The organism is Microlunatus aurantiacus, assembly GCF_039536605.1.
GTDB classification, from domain to species: domain Bacteria; phylum Actinomycetota; class Actinomycetes; order Propionibacteriales; family Propionibacteriaceae; genus Microlunatus; species Microlunatus aurantiacus.
Genome location: NZ_BAAAYX010000009.1, coordinates 1 through 16,877, shown reverse-complemented (window position 1 = coordinate 16,877; position 16,877 = coordinate 1). Strand labels below are relative to the sequence as shown.

General features: G+C 70.8%; 13 protein-coding genes. 7 read left to right on the top strand and 6 right to left on the bottom strand.

The genetic code is table 11. The features are described 5' to 3' along the window. Positions 1–8 precede the first annotated feature (8 nt). Positions 9–212, bottom strand: coding sequence for a cold-shock protein (locus tag ABD714_RS11680; RefSeq protein ID WP_344812528.1), 204 nt, complete (start codon positions 210–212; stop codon positions 9–11). Between the two features lie 232 nt (positions 213–444). Then, a complete protein-coding gene (locus tag ABD714_RS11675) occupies positions 445–1,014 on the bottom strand; it encodes a MarR family winged helix-turn-helix transcriptional regulator (protein WP_344812527.1) in 570 nt (189 codons plus the stop codon). Positions 1,015–1,103: 89 nt separating this feature from the next. Here ABD714_RS11675 and ABD714_RS11670 point away from each other — a divergent pair, with 89 nt between their 5' ends. Continuing rightward, positions 1,104–1,760, top strand: a complete 657-nt coding sequence (locus ABD714_RS11670) for an FMN-dependent NADH-azoreductase (protein ID WP_344812526.1) — start codon at positions 1,104–1,106, stop codon at positions 1,758–1,760. A gap of 82 nt (positions 1,761–1,842) precedes the next feature. After that, positions 1,843–3,561, top strand: a complete 1,719-nt coding sequence (locus tag ABD714_RS11665; protein ID WP_344812525.1) for a DUF429 domain-containing protein — start codon at positions 1,843–1,845, stop codon at positions 3,559–3,561. Between the two features lie 182 nt (positions 3,562–3,743). Here the strand turns inward: ABD714_RS11665 and ABD714_RS11660 are convergent, their stop codons facing one another. Beyond that, entirely contained in the window at positions 3,744–4,667 is a 924-nt protein-coding gene (locus ABD714_RS11660; RefSeq protein WP_344812524.1) for a helix-turn-helix transcriptional regulator, read from the bottom strand. Positions 4,668–4,784: 117 nt separating this feature from the next. Next, positions 4,785–6,608, bottom strand: coding sequence for an ABC transporter ATP-binding protein/permease (locus ABD714_RS11655; RefSeq protein WP_344812523.1), 1,824 nt, complete (start codon positions 6,606–6,608; stop codon positions 4,785–4,787). Positions 6,609–6,709: 101 nt separating this feature from the next. On the opposite strand from ABD714_RS11655, the gene ABD714_RS11650 reads away from it, so the two are divergent. Beyond that, entirely contained in the window at positions 6,710–7,342 is a 633-nt protein-coding gene (locus tag ABD714_RS11650; RefSeq protein ID WP_344812522.1) for a DUF1707 SHOCT-like domain-containing protein, read from the top strand. Between the two features lie 119 nt (positions 7,343–7,461). On the opposite strand, the gene ABD714_RS11645 is transcribed toward ABD714_RS11650, so the two are convergent. After that, a complete protein-coding gene (locus ABD714_RS11645) occupies positions 7,462–9,165 on the bottom strand; it encodes an NlpC/P60 family protein (RefSeq protein ID WP_344812521.1) in 1,704 nt (567 codons plus the stop codon). A 494-nt stretch (positions 9,166–9,659) separates the two neighbouring features. Between ABD714_RS11645 and ABD714_RS11640 the strand changes: the two genes are divergently transcribed. From ABD714_RS11640 to ABD714_RS11630, 3 genes are all read left to right on the top strand, one after another. Further along, positions 9,660–12,395 carry a helix-turn-helix transcriptional regulator gene (locus ABD714_RS11640; RefSeq protein ID WP_344812520.1) on the top strand — a complete coding sequence of 912 codons (2,736 nt, stop codon included), beginning with the start codon at positions 9,660–9,662 and terminating at the stop codon, positions 12,393–12,395. Positions 12,396–12,485: 90 nt separating this feature from the next. Beyond that, complete coding sequence (locus tag ABD714_RS11635) at positions 12,486–13,310, top strand: alpha/beta fold hydrolase (protein WP_344812519.1); 825 nt, start codon at positions 12,486–12,488, stop codon at positions 13,308–13,310. A 43-nt stretch (positions 13,311–13,353) separates the two neighbouring features. Beyond that, the gene (locus tag ABD714_RS11630) at positions 13,354–14,196 is read left to right on the top strand and encodes an alpha/beta hydrolase (RefSeq protein ID WP_344812518.1); all 843 of its coding nucleotides are present in this window, start codon (positions 13,354–13,356) and stop codon (positions 14,194–14,196) included. Between the two features lie 207 nt (positions 14,197–14,403). Here the strand turns inward: ABD714_RS11630 and ABD714_RS11625 are convergent, their stop codons facing one another. Next, positions 14,404–15,432, bottom strand: a complete 1,029-nt coding sequence (locus tag ABD714_RS11625; protein WP_344812517.1) for a LacI family DNA-binding transcriptional regulator — start codon at positions 15,430–15,432, stop codon at positions 14,404–14,406. Between the two features lie 194 nt (positions 15,433–15,626). Here ABD714_RS11625 and ABD714_RS11620 point away from each other — a divergent pair. Continuing rightward, a partial coding sequence (locus ABD714_RS11620; RefSeq protein WP_344812516.1) for a Gfo/Idh/MocA family protein occupies positions 15,627–16,877 on the top strand: 1,251 nt, incomplete at its 3' end.

Sequence of the window (16,877 nt, the reverse complement as noted above, 5' to 3'; positions counted from 1 at the left end):
GCTGAACGTCAGATGGGGCGGACCTTGTCGGCCTGCGGACCCTTCGGACCCTGGGTGGTGTCGAACTCGACACGCTGACCCTCGTCCAGCGAACGGAAGCCGCTCGACTCGATCGCGCTGTAGTGCACGAACACGTCGGCGCCGCCGCCGTCAACCTCGATGAAGCCGAAGCCCTTTTCGCTGTTGAACCACTTCACAGTTCCCTGAGCCATATCTGTCTCCTTACGCCTGTGGGGCTCGCCCTGTGCGAGTCTCCCGGGCTGTCGGACGGCTGACTCTGTGCCAACCGCCCTCGCAATCTCCAGGGCGTAGCACGAACCACGGCACAAGACTTGCAACAGCGAGTCCCAGTCTGGCACAACTCGACAAAGGGGTGGTAACCACGGTCCGATCCGTGTCGGGATGAGGCGTCCGGCGGCGGGTCGAGATCCGGGAGACCGGCCGTCAGCCCGCCTGTGGGCAGGAGGATCCGGGCCGGTCGTCGGCGCCGCTCGACCGACGATCGAGGTGGTCGGAGCCACCCTGGCGGCGCGCCAGGGCGTCGGCCATCGCCGGGTCGGCCTGCTCGGTGACCAGGCGGGCGGCCTCACCGAGGACCTCCAGCTGGTGCGGTGTGAGCACGTCGACCACCAGCCGACGCGCCTCCGCCACGTGACCGGGCGCGCTGGCGACGAGCTTCTGCCGTCCTGCCGCGGTCAGCCGGGCGTTGACGCACCGGGCCCGGCCGGTGCTCCGCTCGATCCAGCCCTCACGCTCGAGCCGGGACACGGCGTGGGACAACCGGGAGGGGGAGCCCTGGGAGAACGACGCGAGCTCGCCCATGCCCAGCTCCTCGCCGGGGTGATCCGCCAGTGCCGCCAGCACGTGGTAGTCGAAGCTGTTCAGGCCGGCGTCCCGCTTCAGCTGGGCATCGAGGGCAGCCGGCAACGTCATGACCAGCGACATCAACGCCTGCCAGCTGGCCAGCTGCTCCTCGCTCAGCCAGCGAGGCTCCTCCGCCTCAGGATCGGTCATGAGGCCAGCGTAGTGACTTGAAGTTTCAAACCAAGAGGTTTACGGTTAAGACGTTTGAACATTCAAATCACTGCTCCGGGAGACATGCCATGACCCTCGTCCGTATCGACGCCAGCATCCAGGGCCCGCGCTCGGCCAGCAGCGCGTTGGCCGATCTGGTGCAGTCGGAGTACACCGCCGCGCACCCCGACGTGCCGGTGGTCAGCCGCCACCTCGGCGAGCAGCCGCTGCCGTCCGACGCCTGGGCCGCCGCCATCTCCGGTTCGTTCGCGGATCCGTCCTCGCACACCCCGGAGCAGACCGCGGGCGTCTCCCTGGCCCGTGAGCTGGCCACCGAGCTCAGCTCGGCCGATGCCGTGATCCTCGCCCTCCCGCTGTACAACTGGGGCGTCTCGCAGCACGTCAAGGCCTGGATCGACCTGGCCATCGCCGGTGCCGCGCACGGCACCCGGCTGCTCGACGGCACCCCCGTCGTGCTGCTGGCCACCCGCGGCGGTGCCTACGGTCCCGGCACCCCCAAGGAGGGCTGGGACCACAGCATCGACTACCTCCGCCGGATCCTCGCCGAGGTGTGGAGCGCGGACCTCACCGTGATCGAGCGGGAGCTCACCCTGGTCGGGGTCAACCCGGCGCTCGACGCGCTGGCCGACCTCGGCGCCGCGGCCAAGGTGTCCGCGGAGCAGGCCGCCGTCGCGGCCGGTCGCGAGCTCGCCCGTCGCACCCGGCGCGAGGCCGACGCCGCCTGAGTCCGACCGACCCCGGTCCCGCCCGCCGACGGCGGGCGCCCGGGACGGCGCGGTCGACGGCCGGATAGGGCAGGCTGGCTGCGTGCACTTCATCGGGATCGACCTCGCCTGGGGGGAGCGGCAGCCCACCGGCCTCGCCGTCCTCGACGAGCAGGCGCGACTCCTGCACGTGAGTGCCGTGCGCACGGACGACGAGATCGTGGCCGGGCTGGCCGCGTACGCCGACGGCGCCTGCCTCGCCGCCATCGACGCCCCGATCGTGGTGACCAACCCGGCCGGCTCCCGTCCGGCCGAGCAGCAGCTCAGCAAGGACTTCCGCCGGTTCGACGCGGGCACGCACCCCTCCAACACGGGCAAGCCCGAGTTCGCCAACGGGACCAGGGCGGCACGTGTCGCCCGGCGACTCGGGCTCGACGTCGACCCGCGCTCCGGCCGCCGTCGGCGGGCGATCGAGGTCTATCCGCACCCGGCCACGATCGTGCTCTTCGGACTGCCGAAGGTCCTGCGCTACAAGGCCAGACCCGGTCGCGACGTCGACCTGCTCCGGGCCGAGCTGCTCACGTTGATGACGTACGTGGAGGGTGTCGTCGGCACCGACGAGACCTGGGCCGGGCTGCGGAGTCAGGTCGAGGGCGCCACCCGCAAGAGCGAGCTGCGCCGGGTCGAGGACCAGGTCGACGCCGTGCTGTGCGCCTACCTGGCCCACTTCGTCGAGCGCCGGCCCGATCTGATCACGCACTACGGCGACCCGGAGACGGGCTTCATCATCACCCCGACCCTCGGGGCCGCACCCGCACCCCCGGTCGACCCGGTGCGGGCGGCGGTGCAGGAGTACGCCGCGCAGCACGGTGACCTCACCCAGGCCGGGCAGCAGGCGGTGGCCCTGGTCCAGGAGCTGCTCGACGAGGCCGGGATCAACTACCTCTCGGTGACCGGCCGGACGAAGTCGATCCCGTCGTTCGCCGAGAAGGCGGCTCGGACGTCTGGCGGCGCACCGCTCTACTCCGATCCGCTGACCCAGATCACCGACGTGCTGGGGGTCCGGGTGATCACCTACGTCCGTGACGACGTGGACGCCGTGGCCGACGTGCTGGCCGAGCAGGTGATCGTCCACGACGACCGGGACTGGGGCCTGCAGACCGCCAACGAGGGGCGTTTCGGCTACGCCAGCCGGCACCTCATGATCAGTCTCGACCCGGCCCGGGAGGGCGACCCCGCTCTCGACCGGCTGCGGGGCCACCGCGCGCAGGTCCAGGTGCGCACCGTGCTGCAGCACGCCTGGGCGGAGTTCGAGCACGACATCCGCTACAAGGGCACGGTCCCCGCCGAGCACGTCGGCGACTTCGACCGCCGCTTCACCCTCGCCGCCGGCCTGCTCGAGCTCGCCGACAGGGAGTTCTCCGAGATCCGGGAGCGGTTGCGGGGGGCCACCCCCGCAGCGGCCGAGACCGAGGCCGACGACGACCCCCGGCTGGATCTGCGCGAGCTGGCCGCCTATCTCGCCGGCCAGTACTCCGAGGCCGGCTGGTCCCGCACGGACCACTACAGCTGGATCGCCGGGCTGCTGCTGGAGCTCGGCGTCACCTCCCTCGTCGAGCTGGGCGAGGTGCTGCGCCAGGCCGACGAGCAGGCCATCGCGGCCCGGATGGACTACCGCCACCCACCGGGAGCGGTCCGCCGCCTCGACGACGCCCTGCTCTGGGTGTTCGGGGACCGCTATGTGAGCCTGCACCAGAACGCCCACCGCGCCCCGCTGCTCCGGCACCGGCTGGAGCGGCTGCGGGGGGACGCTCCGGTCTGACCCGCCCCGACGGCGGGTGGTTGCGCGCCGGTTCCGGGCGGAGGAGCATCGACGTCAGATGATCCTCGGCGGGTGGGGGTGGTGGAGATGACGAAGCTGACGTGTCTGCTGGGTCGCCACGACTGGCGTCCAGGGGTGGACCGAGACGAGCAACCGTACGAGAAGTGCGAGAGGTGCGGGCACTACCGGTATCCCGGCTCGGGCGGCAAGCACGACCGGCATGGTGAGCTCCCGATGGACCAGACGCCCGGTTCGGGCCTCGGCGGCGGAGCAGTGGGCGGATTCTGAGGCCCGGACGCTGAGTCCGCCGTCCTCGGCTTTCCGGTCGACCGCGTCGGTGGCCCGAGCAGATCCCATTCCCGCGCGACCCGCACGGCGTTGACCCGGTCCCGGACACCGAGCTTGCGATAGCTCCGCTCGACGTGCTTCTCCACGGTGCGGGGGGAGCAGCCGAGGCGGCGGGCGATGAGGGTGGTGGTCAGACCCTCGGCGACCAGGGCCAGCACGGTGAGCTCCCGCGGGGTCAGCCCGGCCTCGACCTCGCGACCGGGCGCGGATCCGGTGAGCTGTCGGTACCAGACGATGTGACGATCCAGTCCGATCACGACCCGCTGGATCTGGCCCGCCACGGCCAGGTCCTCGTCGCTGAAGTCGGTCCCGGACCTGGCCAGCACGAAGCTGTGGTAGACGCGGCTGCCGAGTCGGTAGTTGATGGCCAGCTGCTGCTCGCAGCCGATCGTCTTCTGCTGGTCGAGGAGCGGCCGGCGCTCCCGGGCGGACACGACGGAGTGGGGAACCCGTTCGTTGGTGCTGGGGCGGGGGTCTCCGACGGTCTGGTGCCAGGTGAGCAACGGGTGGCGTCCGACGTACTCACCGCGTTGCCAGGCGAGGAAGTCGTCGGCGATGGGGGCCAGGGTGTCGTACGGGTGGATGAGGATCCCCTGGCTCCCGTCGGCCTCCGCCCAGCTGTAGGACGCCGCGGTGAGGTCGAAGGTCTGCCGGAGCAGGTGCACGATCTCCTCGTGCGGCATCCGGGTCAGCGGCTGCCGCAGCAGGTCCCCGACGAACCCGACCCACTGCATCGACCGCGCCGCGGTGGTGGACATGGTGCCTCCCCCTGTCCGACCCGGCCGCCCGCCGTGGCGGCCCGGTCGAAGACCACTCTGGCCCGGATCGGCCCCGAGGGGAACAGGTCGGCGGACGGAAGAATGCGGAAGGGTCCGCTACCTGCGCCGGTCGCCCAGGCTCTTCGACTCCCAGCGTCCGTCGCCCAGCAGCGTCAGCTCGTCGGCGTGCAGCCGCTCCAGGCTGCTGCGGTGGCCGACGCTGACGATGGTGCTGTGCGGCAGCACCTCACGGACATGGGCGTACATGGCGTGCTCCATCCCCTCGTCCATGGCCGAGGTGGATTCGTCCAGGAAGATCAGGGCCGGCCGGCGGAGCAGGATGCGGCCGAACGAGAGCCGCTGCTGCTCGCCCGGGGACAGCCGGCGCGACCAGTCCCGCTCGGTGTCGAGGTCGTCGCCGAGGTGCGCCAGCTGCACGGTGTCCAGGACGGCCCGGGCCGCCTCGTCGTCCAGCTCGCCGGCCGGGGCCGGGTAGGACAGGGCGGACCGGAGCGACCCGAGCGGGAGGTAGGGCTGCTGGGAGCAGAACAGGGTGTCGGCGTCGGCCGGGCGCTCGATCAGTCCCTCGGCGTTCGGCCAGAGACCCGCCAGGCTGCGCAGCAGGGTGGTCTTGCCGGTGCCGGACGGCCCGGTGATCAGCAGGGTGCTGCCCTCGCCGACCTCGAGCTCCAGGTCGCTGAGCAGCGGGCGTCCGTCGGGCAGCCGGATCTGCAGGTCGCGGACGACGAGCCCGCTCCCGCGGTCCTCGGTGGTGGGGGTCGGCAGGGCTCGGGCCTCGTCGTTCACGTCGAGCAGTCCGGTGAGGCGGTCCAGCACCGCACGGTAGGCGGCGAAGTCGTCGTAGGCCAACCGGAAGAACGACAGCGCGCCGAAGACCTGGCCGAAGGCGGTCGCGGTCTGGGTCACGTCGCCCAGGGTGATCTGACCGCTGAAGTAGCGGCGGGCCTGGAGGATGATCGGGAACACGACGGCGATCTGGTTGACGATCAGGTTGAAGCCCTGGAACTTCAGGCTGCGGAACACGATGGCCCAGGTGTTGGCGATGACCCCGGCGAACCGACCCAGCAACCCGGTCTTCTCGACCGGCTCGCCGCGGTAGAACGCGATGTTCTCGGAGTTCTCCCGGGTCCGGACCAGGGAGTAGCGGTAGGACGCGGTGAGCAGCTCGTTGAGGAAGTTGAGCCGGATCAGCGGCTTGCCGATCCGGAAGGCGATGACGGTCGCGATGATCACGTAGACGTAGGCGACGAAGACCATGCCACGGGGGATCGTCACGCCTCCCAGGGTCAGCGGACCGGACAGCCCCCAGAGGATGATCGAGAAGGACACCAGCGAGACCATCGAGGAGACCGCTCCCAGCGCCAGCCCCTGGGAGACGCTCGCGAAGGACGTGATGTCCTCCTGGATGCGCTGGTCGGGGTTGTCGATCGGCTCGGCCACGTAGCGACTGCGGTGGTAGGCGGCCCCTCCCAGCCAGTCGTCCAGCATCCGGTTGTTCAGCCACAGCCGCCAGTTGATGATCTGCCGCTGGCTCACATAGAAGTTGACCAGCACCACCGCCACGTTGATGGTGGCCAGCACGGCGAAGACGACGAGGGAGCGCCAGAACGCGGGCGCGTCGAGCTGCTGCAGCGCGGTGTACATCTCGTTGCCCTGGTAGGACAGCAAGATGTCCAGTCGGACCGAGACCAGGGTGAACAGCAGCAGCAAGGCCACCGCGAGCAGCGGTCGCCAGCCACTGCGGGTCCTCGGCTTCGGGAGGAAGTAGGGTCCGGACAGCCGCCAGAACTGACGCCCCCAGCGGGTCCGGCGGATCAACAGCCAGGCCACCAGGATGAACACGATGAGCGTCAACGCGTACGTCCTGAGCAGCCACAGCAGCGACGTCAGCCACTCGGTCGACCAGTTGATCTGTTCCACGGATCCTCCCCGCCACCAGCACCGCGAATGGGAGAAGAGTAGGGGAGTCGGCGGCCCGGCGGGCAGGTCTCGTGCTTCGCCCGCTGGCTAGAGTGCTGGCCATGACCCAGGAGTCGGTTCCCGGAGGCCAGCTACGCGTCGGTCACGCGGAACGGGAGGTCGTCACCACGATCCTCCAGGAGGCCGCGGCGGACGGTCGGCTGCAGATGGACGAGCTCGAGGAACGCCTCGACGTCGCGCTGCAGGCCAAGACGTACGGGGAGCTGGAGACGCTCGTCGCCGACCTGTCCGCGGACCTGCCGTGGCGGTCGCGCCGGCTCGCAGCGGCGGTGGTGCAGGGACCTCCGACCCCGGGCTTCTCGCGGGAGGACCCGCTCCGGCTGGACGGCGGCGTCAGCAGCGAGAAGCGCGACGGCGTGTGGGTGGTGGCACCGTTCCTGCGGATCAGCTCCGGCGCCGGCACCGTGAAGCTCAACTGCCTGCAGGCCAGACCGGCAGCACCGGTGATCGAGGTCGAGGTCGTCGCCGGCGCCGGGAGCGTCACCATCATCGTGCCGGACGGCTGGGCGGCCAACGACGACCGGCTGGGCAAGGGGATGGGCAGCAAGTCGATCAAGGTGTCGCGGGAGCCGGCCCCGGGTGCGCCGCTGCTGGTCCTCTACGGCAACGTCGGGCTGGGCTCGCTCAAGGTCCGACCACCGTCGGGCCGCGAGCTCCGCAAGATCACCGGCTAGCACCCCTCGGATCCCGTCGCTGGCCGGATCCCGTCGCTGGCCGTGTCCCGTCCGGGAAGCGAACCACCGGGCTCTCGCCGCGCTCACGGGTGCGCAGTGCCGTACGGGTGCGCAGTGCCTTACGGGTGCAGCACGGCCTTGATGTCGTGGCTGTCGACGACGTGGATGACGACCGCACCCTCGGACTTGCGGGCCCCGACCACGATCCGCTCGGTGCCGACCGTGCCGAGGTAGATGGCCGTGTAGCCCTCGCGCCAGAAGATGTCGCCGGGCTGTGCGTCGGCCAGGTCCACGTTCTTCAGCTTCTGCTGCTGGGCCTCGGACTGGTGCGCCAGCGTGACGCCGGCCGTCTTCCAGGCGTCGGCCGTGAGTCCGGAGCAGTCCCAGGCGTCGGGTCCGTCGCCGCCGAACGCCCACCGGTCGCCGACCTGGTCGAGCGCGCGGTTCAGGACCTTGCCCGCATCACCGGTCGGGATCGGCACCAGGAACGTCCGGCTGGAGGTGGGGTCGGTGACCGTACGCATGCTGTAGATCTCTTGCTTGGTGCTGCCGTTCACCGGGGTCATCGTGCCGGACGGGCCGGTCGACGGCGGGTACGTGACGGTCACCATGGCGTGGTCGGAACCGGACTTCTCACCGATGTCCTGGCTCGACGGGGTCCGGTTGGACCACACGTAGTCGAGCCGCTGCTTCTTGCCGAGCGTCGGGCTCCCGTCCAGGTCGCGCCAGTTGGCGATCAGCCCGCTGTCGCCCATGGCGGCCACCGGGCCGGCATCGGCGTCGTAGTTCACGTTGCAGTCGCAGGTGACGTAGACCGACGAGCCCGAGGACTGGAACTGGTCGGTGAGCGCTGTGACGGTGTTCAGCTGCTGGTTGTAGAGCGCGATGCGCTTCTTGTTCTTGCCGTTGACGCCCTTGTTGTAGGCACCGACCAGGAGGTGGGTGTTGACGACGTAGAACGTCTCCTGGGTGGCGTTGTCCTGCAGGTGCACCCAGTTGACCCACTTGTCCTTGGTCTTCTCGGTGCCCTTGCCGCCCCGCTTCTCGACCGTCTGGCCGGCGGAGAACGCGCGCTGCCGGCCCTGCTCGATGGCGGTGTACTTGTCGGTCCGGTAGAAGATCGGCACGGCGGTGCGGTCGGTGGTCATGGTGAAGCCGTTGGCCTCGGCGGCACGCAGGGCGGTCGCCCGGTCGGCCGAGCTGCCCATCTCCTGCAGCCCGAAGACGTCGCTGCCGGAGGTCAGCTCACGGATGCCGCCCGCGATCCCCTTCTTGGAGTTGCTCAGCAGCACGTTCCAGGTGGAGACCCGGATCTCGGACCCGGGCGGGGCCTCGACGCAGACGGACGCCTGGTCGGAGACGGGGGCCGACTCACGGAGGTAGGCCTTGTAGCTGCCCGAGTTGTAGACCGACCAGGGCTTCCAGGAACCACGTCCGTTGCCCTTGGTCCCGTCCGCGGCGTCCCAGACCTGGAAGGCCATCCAGGCGTTGTCCGCCGGGGTCTTCCAGCTCTTCGCGTCGAGCAGGTTCCCGTGCACCGAGTTGATCTGCCACAGGCCGTAGTTGCCGCGGGCGGCCTTGTTGACGGCGGTGGGGTTCCAGGACGACTCGGCCCCGGCGACCGCGGTCGCCATCGCGACCTGGTCCGCCGGGAACCACTGGGCGGCCGCCTTGGCGGCGGTGGCTTCGCGGGCGCTCTTGGTGACCGGCAGCACGCTGTTGGCGGCGATGCACGGCTCGTCCGGCGCGGCCACGGCCGGGAGGGGGCTGATCGTCTGGGCCAGACCGAAGAGCGGGACCGACAGCACGAAGGCGGTGGCCACGGAAGCGGCCGTCGTCCACCACGACCTGGTGACCGGATCAGGGCGTCCGCCAGTGCGGCGTGGTCTCCGCGCGGAAACCGCGCCGACCCTCGTCGTCGAACTGTCGCCCATGGTGCCTTCCTGCTTGGCGCGACGCCCCCCGACGGCCGCGCTCAGTGGCTCGGACGCGTCCGGGCCACTCACTCGTACGAGGATAGGCGATCCGCGTGCCGGACGGGTAGGAGAACCGAAACAATCCGCCGCCGTGCGGACTTCCCCGACGATCTGCTCGGGTTCGTCGGCTTCGCTCGATCTATAGACCGAGCAGAACCGACGAACCCGAGCAGATCCGGATCGGGCGTGGAATCCTCCGGCTGTCGACGGTCCCGGGACTCTGCCAGGATGGTCGGCCTGGGCGTCGTCGGCAGACGGGAAGCGCGTTGTACGGAATCGCGAGAAGTCCTGGGCTCCGCCCGTACGTGCCCTCCGGTCCGGGCTGACCGAGCGGCGAGACGATGACCAGCGGGAACGGCTCGGCCGAGCTCCTCGGCCGGGAGGAGCCTCGGCGCAGGTTGGCCGGTGTCGTCAGCAACGCCCGCAACGGCATCGGTGGCTCCCTCGTGCTCCGGGGCGACCCAGGCGTCGGCAAGACCGCGCTGCTGGAGGACACCCTCTCCTCGAGCCCGCTCGAGACCGTTCGGCTCAGCGGTTTCGAGGCGGAGGCGACGGTCGCCTTCGCCGGTCTCCAGCGGTTCGTGACACCGCTGGCGGCGCAGCTGGACACCCTGCCCGGTCAGCACCGTCAGGCCGTGTTGATCGCGACCGGAGCGATCGACGGACCACCGCCGGACCGGTTCCTCGTGGGTCTCGGCGTGCTGGGCCTGCTCGCCGAGGCCGGACAGCACCGTCCGCTCCTGTGCGCCGTCGACGACGCCCACTGGCTGGATCCCGAGTCGTTGGACGTGCTGACGTTCGTGGCGCGGCGGTTGCAGGCCGAGTCGGTGGCGCTGCTGTTCGCGAGCCGCAACGACCCGGCGATGGACGTCCGGCTGGCCGGTCTGCCCGCGCTGCGGCTCGGGGGACTGGCCCCGGGCCCGGCCGTCGCGCTGCTGAGCAGGTCCCTGGACTCCTCGATCGATCCGGTCGCAGCCGCCCGCATCGCCCGGGCCATAGGGGGCAACCCGTTGGCCCTGATCGACCTCGCCCACGAGCTGTCGGTCGCCGAGCTCACCGCCTCGAGCCTGGCGGACGAACCGCTCCCGGTGGGACATCGCCTCGTCGAGCACTACGTGCGCCAGGTGCGGCTGCTGCCGGGATCGGTCCGGACCTGGCTGCTGATCGCGGCCGCGGACTCGACCGGGAACCTTGAGCTGATCGGCCGGGCGGCCCGGCAGGTCGGCATCGCCGCCTCAGCGGGAGATGCCGCCGACCAGGCCCGGCTGGTCGATCTGGGCCAGGTGATCCGATTCCGGCATCCGCTGGTCCGCGCCGCGGTCTACAACGCGGCTTCGGGTACGGAGCGTCGCCGCGCCCACGGCGCGCTGTCCGCGGCGGCCGCCGACCTGGGACTGTCCGATCTCGAAGCCTGGCACGCCGCCAAGGCGCAGGTCGGGACGAATGCCGCGGTCGCCCGGCGGCTGGAGCGGGTCGCCGACCGGGCCGGTCAGCGGGGCGGCAACACCTCTCGCGCCAACGTGCTCGCCCAGGCGGCGGAGCTGACCCCGCCCGGTCCGCTGCGGAACGCCCGGCTGCTGGCTGCCGCGGAAGCGTCGCTGGCGGCCGGGGGTGCCCAGATCGGCCTGGAGCTGGTGAACCGACTCGACGCCGCCTCCCTCGATCCGGTCCAGCGCTGCCGTGCGGCGCTGGTGCGCGCGTCGTTCGCGCTGTTCACCCCGGATCCGGCCGAGCTGGTCTGGGGGACGGCCCGCCTCCTCGATGCCGCCGCGGCCGTGCACGACCTGGATCCGCTGCTGGAGCAGACGACGCTCCTCCGGGCGTTCGAGCACTGCCTACCGCCGGAACGGCTGCTGCGCGGCGTCACCCTCTCCCGGCTGGGCGAGCGGCTGCGGGACGGCGCCAGGGTCGCCGACGGGAGCGCGGCCGTCGTCCTGCGCGGGTTGGCCGCGCACATCCTGCTCCCGTACGCCGAAGCCGTACCGATCATGCGGCGAGCCGTGGAGCAGCTGCTGGCCATCGAGGACGACCGGGAGCTGCTCCGACTCGGTGCCGTGGGGGTGGCGCTCACCACCGCCTTGTGGGACCACCGGGGTCGCGACGCCTGCCTGCAGCGCGCCGCCGAAGCGGCTCGCGCGGCAGGTTCCCTGCAGCTGCTGGACACCGCCCTGTGGACCCTGTCCCTCGCTGAGCTGACCGGCGGCACCCCGGGACGGGCGGGGGCGTACATCGATCAGGTCCGGGAGCTGCGGCAGGCCATCGGCTACCCGGCTGAGCACGTGGTCAACGCGGCCTACCTGGCCTGGATCGGAGCAGCCCGCCCCCAGGTCGAGGCGCTCGCCGAGGCGATGCGCCAGGCCGGCTTCGGCGGTGTGCACGCCTCGGCCGTCGCCGCCCTGGCTCTCCGGGACCTGGCCGAAGGCCACTACCGCGACGCCTACCAGCGGCTGCGGCCGCTGATCGACGACCCGTTCCTGCAGGTCACGCCCCTGGAGTACCCGGACTTCGTGGAGGCCGCGGTCCGAGCCGGTCATCCGGACGAGGCGCTGCCGGTGGTGGGGAGGCTGATGGCGATGGCCGACGCCAACGGGTGGGCGTGGACCCGGGGAGTGGCGCTGCGCTCCCGCGCCCTGGTGGAGCCCGAGCCGGAGACCCTCTACGGCGAGGCCATCGAGACCCTGACCGGCGCCCGGCTCACCGTCGATCTCGCCCGGGCCGAGCTGCTCTACGGTGAGTGGCTGCGCCGCCGCAGACGTCGCCGGGAGGCGCGGGCGCAGCTGAGCAGTGCCCTGGGTCGGCTGGAACAGGCCGGAGCCACCGTGTTCGCGGCGCGGGCCCGCACCGAGCTCGAAGCGACTGGTCTGCGGCTGTCTGCCCGTTCACCGGACACGTCCGACCTGACGCCGCGGGAAGCCACAGTGGCGCGGCTCGCGGCTCAGGGCCGCACGAACGCGGAGATCGGCTCGACCCTCTTCGTCAGCGCGAACACCGTCGACTACCACCTGCGCAAGGTGTTCCAGAAGCTCGGCATCTCCTCCCGCCGGCAGCTGGCCGATCGTCTCGGCCGCGACGACTGACGATCCGTCCTCAGGACTACGAGCGGTACGTGGTTCGCGGACCGCCGCGCCGCCGCCAGGCTCGGATCACCACGAGCCGAGGAGGCGGCGATGCCGTACATCACCTGCGACGACGGTGCCCAGATCTTCTACAAGGACTGGGGCACCACCGGCACACCGGTCATCCTGAGCCACGGGTGGCCGCTGAACGCCGACGCCTGGGAGGCGGCCGCCCTGTACCTGGCCGCCCACGGCCACCGCGCGATCGCCCATGACCGGCGGGGGCACGGACGGTCGAGTCAGACCTGGTACGGCAACGAGATGGACACCTACGCCGACGACCTGGCCACGCTGATCGACACCCTCGACCTGAGCGAGGTGACCCTGGTGGGTCACTCCACCGGCGGTGGCGAGATCGTCCACTACGTGGGCCGGCACGGCTCCGAGCGGGTCGCGAAGCTGGTCCTGGTCTCCGCGGTGCCCCCGCTGATGGTCCGCACCGACGAGAACCCCGAGGGTCTGCCGGTCGAGGTCTTCGACGGGATCAGGGCCGGCGAGCTGGCCGACCGGTCGCAGCTCTACCGGGATCTGGCCGACGGTCCGTTCTTCGGCCACAACCGCAACAGCGACGTCTCCCAGGGGGTGCGGGACGCGTTCTGGCTGCAGAGCATGGCGTGCGGACACCGCGGCGCGTACGAGTGCATCGCGGCCTTCTCCGCCACCGACTTCCGAGGTGACCTGGCATCGATCGACGTGCCGACGTTGGTCATCCACGGCGACGACGACCAGATCGTCCCGTTCCCGGTCGGCGGGCAGCGCTCCGCCGCGCTCGTCGCCGGCGCGGTCCTGAAGGTCTACGCGGGCGGCGCCCACGGGCTGCCCGACACCGAACGTGAACGGCTGCACGCCGATCTCCTCGACTTCATCGACTCCTGACCAGCACGATTCCCTACTGTCCCTCGAATCAGGAAGGCCCGCTATGACCGATCCCTCCACCGCCGCTCCCGACACCGTCGTGCTCGTGCACGGACTCTGGATGACCCCGCGCAGCTGGGAGGGTTGGGTCGCGCACTACGAAGCCAAGGGCTACACGGTGATCGCGCCGGCGTACCCGGGCTTCGAGATCGAGGTCGAGGCCCTGCGCGAGAACCCCGACGTGATCGCGAACCTGACTGTGCCGGAGACGGTCGACCACCTGGCCGGCGTGATCGAGACCCTGCCGGCGCCGCCGATCATCATGGGGCACTCCTTCGGTGGCACGCTGACCCAGCTGCTGCTGGCCCGGGGTCTCGGCTCCGCCGGCGTGGTCGTCGACTCGGCACCCACCGAGGGGGTGAGGGTCACGCCCCTGTCCCAGGCGAAGTCGTTGTTCCCGGCCCTGAAGAGCCCGGCCAACCGGCACAAGGCGGTTGCCTTCACCCCCGAGGAGTTCCACTACGCCTTCACCAACACCCTGAGCGAGGAGGACTCGCGGGCGGTCTGGGAGCGGTACGCCATCGGCGCCCCCGGGAACTGGATCTGGGCGTACGGGTTGATCGCCAACTTCAAGCCGGGACATCAGGAGACGTGGGTCGACTACGACCAGGATCGGGCGCCGCTGCTGTTCATCGGCGGCGAGCTCGACCACATCATGCCGCCGTCGGTGAACCGCTCGAACGCCCACCACTACAAGAAGTCACCGGCAGTGACCGAGTACCACGAGTTCGCTGGCCGTGATCACTGGACCTGTGCGGCGCCGGGATGGGAGGAGGTCGCCGACTACGCGCTCGACTGGGCGTTGGCGCACGCGAGCACGGCGCACCTGAGCCGCGCGTCGAGCTGACGGCCGATCCCCCGGACGATCTGCTCGGGTTCGTCGGCTTCGCTCGATCTATAGACCGAGCAGAACCGACGAACCCGAGCAGATCCGGATGGGGCGTGGAGGTCGTCGCAGAACGAGTGCCGACGGCATCGTCTGGCTCGCCCGTCGACCCTGACACGCGGGGAACCGGGGTGCCGGTGGTGCCGCTGAGAAGATCGGGTGGAGGGATCACTCCGTCCGGCAGCCGCACGAGCGGCGCACCACCAACGGCATGTCGAACACCAGGTGCTCGGGCGTGGTCCCGCCGTGGACCACCGCGGCAACCGCCGCCTCGGCCATCGCCCGGGCGGGCTGCCGAGCCGTGGTCAGCGGGGGCGAGCAGAACCGTGACTCCTCGCTGTCATCGAAGCTCCCGACAGCGAGCTCGTCGGGGACGGCGACACCCAGCTCGCGGGCGGCGTGCAGGACGCCGATGGCCTGGCTGTCGGAGCTGACGAAGACGGCGGTCGGGCGATCGGCGCGGCCCAGCAGGCGCAAGCCGGCTTCGAAGCCACCCTGACGGCTGAAGGGCGTCCGCTCCACCACACCCAGCCGGCGGCCGGCCCGGGCGTGCGCCCCGATCCACCCCCGTTCCCGGCCGTCCGTGGCCGGATCGGCGGAGTCGCCGATGATCATGGCCACCGACGCGTGCCCGTGGACGTGCAGCAGGTGCGCGACGACGCGCTCCGCCCCGGTCGCCGCGTCCGGGCCGACGGTGGTGTGGCCGCGGCGCGACGACGCCTCGTCGATGAGCACGACGGGGATCCGCCGGCCCTGCCGCGACAGCTCGTCGATCTGACGCAGGCCGGAGACCCCGGCGATCAGGAGCCCGTCGATCTGCCGATCGCACAGATCGCGGACGCTCCGCTCCTCGACGCCCGGGTCGAACCCGGTGTTGCTGATCAGCACCGCGTACCCGAGGTCGGTGGCGGCCCGCTGGATCTGCCAGGCGTACTCGGCGAAGAAGGGGTTGGTGCTGTCGGGCACCACCAGGCCGATCGTCGTGGTGCTGCCGACCGCCAGCGCCCGGGCCGTGGTGTTGGGGCGGTAGCCCAACCGCTCGATGGCGTCCCGCACGCGGGCCGCCGTCGCCTCCGCCACCGGACGGGGTCCGTCGTTGACCACGTAGCTGACGACGGCGGTGCTCACGCCGGCCAGTCGAGCGACGTCGTTGCGGGTGACGGCGGTACGGACCCGAACGGGGTCACCTGCAGCCATGCTCCAACCTCCGACCGGGGTGCTCTACCCGAGCGAACAGTACACCTTTGCAGTTTCCCCAGAAGTCCTTCCGGGGCTCGAGGATCGGGGGTTGACGGCATTTATCTACGCGGGTAGCGTTCAGGTATCGCAGGGGGCCGCCGCCAGGCACGTCGACCTCCGACCACCACCACTCCAGCAGGGAAGTCACTGCCATGCCCTTCTCGATCGCCATGATCGGTGCCGGCCAGTTCGCCGGATCCTTCGCCCACCTGTTCGACCTCCACCCCGGTGTCACGAAGGTGTACGCCACGGACGTGGTCCCCGAGCGGGCCGACGATCTCGTCGCCCGCTACGGTCTGGCGGGCACGTTCGGCTCCTTCGACGACGTTCTGGCCAGCCCGGACGTCGATGCCGTCGCCATCTTCACCCAGCGCTGGACGCACGGGCCGCTGGTGGTGCAGGCGCTCGAGGCCGGCAAGCACGTCTACTCCGCGGTCCCGATGGCGATCAGCGCCGAGGAGATCGCCGCGATCATCGAGGCGGTCCGCGAGACCGGGCTGACCTACATGATGGGGGAGACCAGCCACTACAACCCGGCGGTGGTGTACGCCCGCGACATGATCGCCGAGAAGGCCTTCGGCCGGATCTTCTACGCCGAGGGCGACTACGTCCACGACATGGACCTGGGCTTCTACGACGCCTACAAGTTCTCCGGCGGCGACAGCTGGAAGGCCACGGCCTCCTACCCCCCGATGCTCTACCCCACACACTCCATCGGCGGCATCCTCGGCGCCTGGGACACCCACGCCACCAGCGTGTCGGCGATCGGCGTGGTCGACGAGCGGGGCGACGGGGTGTTCGACCGGGAGGTCAGCATGTTCGACAACGACTTCTCCAACGTGACCGGGCTGTTCGAGGTCGCCGGCGGCGGCTCCTTCCGGGTGAACGAGTTCCGCCGGGTCGGCTTCCCGTCCCACATCCGCGAGTCACGGTTCCGCTGGTTCGGCACCGAGGCCAGCTTCGAGGAGATGACCACCACCGCCTACCGGCAGGACAAGACCGGGGTCACCGACGTGTCGGAGCAGGTCGAGCCGCGCAAGGCGACCGAGGAGGAGCTGGCCGAGCTGACCGACGTCTCGCCGACGCTGCGGGACGCGTTCCTGTCCGGGTTGGCTCCGGTGCACGACGCCGGACGGCTGCCGGCCGAGTTCACCGGTGCTCCCAACGGCCATGAGGGTGCCCACCACTTCCTGGCCGACGACTTCGTCACCGCCGTGAACAACCGCACGCTGCCGCCGGTCAATGCCTGGCAGGCCGCGCGCTACACGCTGCCCGGTGTGTACGCGCAGGAGTCGGCCCGTCGGGGTGGCGAGCGCCTCACGATCGAGGACTTCGGCAACGTGACGGCGCTCAGTGAACTTCCCCGGTTGTGCTCATCGAAATTCCCCACCCGGAGGCATCTG

Coding starts and splice junctions, on each gene's coding strand:
- ABD714_RS11650 (WP_344812522.1), top strand. CDS start 6,710: ATGACCCAGGAGTCGGTTCCCGGAGGCCAGCTACGCGTCGGTCACGCG.
- ABD714_RS11675 (WP_344812527.1), bottom strand. CDS start 1,014: ATGACCGATCCTGAGGCGGAGGAGCCTCGCTGGCTGAGCGAGGAGCAG.
- ABD714_RS11660 (WP_344812524.1), bottom strand. CDS start 4,667: ATGTCCACCACCGCGGCGCGGTCGATGCAGTGGGTCGGGTTCGTCGGG.
- ABD714_RS11625 (WP_344812517.1), bottom strand. CDS start 15,432: ATGGCTGCAGGTGACCCCGTTCGGGTCCGTACCGCCGTCACCCGCAAC.
- ABD714_RS11635 (WP_344812519.1), top strand. CDS start 12,486: ATGCCGTACATCACCTGCGACGACGGTGCCCAGATCTTCTACAAGGAC.
- ABD714_RS11640 (WP_344812520.1), top strand. CDS start 9,660: ATGACCAGCGGGAACGGCTCGGCCGAGCTCCTCGGCCGGGAGGAGCCT.
- ABD714_RS11670 (WP_344812526.1), top strand. CDS start 1,104: ATGACCCTCGTCCGTATCGACGCCAGCATCCAGGGCCCGCGCTCGGCC.
- ABD714_RS11630 (WP_344812518.1), top strand. CDS start 13,354: ATGACCGATCCCTCCACCGCCGCTCCCGACACCGTCGTGCTCGTGCAC.
- ABD714_RS11680 (WP_344812528.1), bottom strand. CDS start 212: ATGGCTCAGGGAACTGTGAAGTGGTTCAACAGCGAAAAGGGCTTCGGC.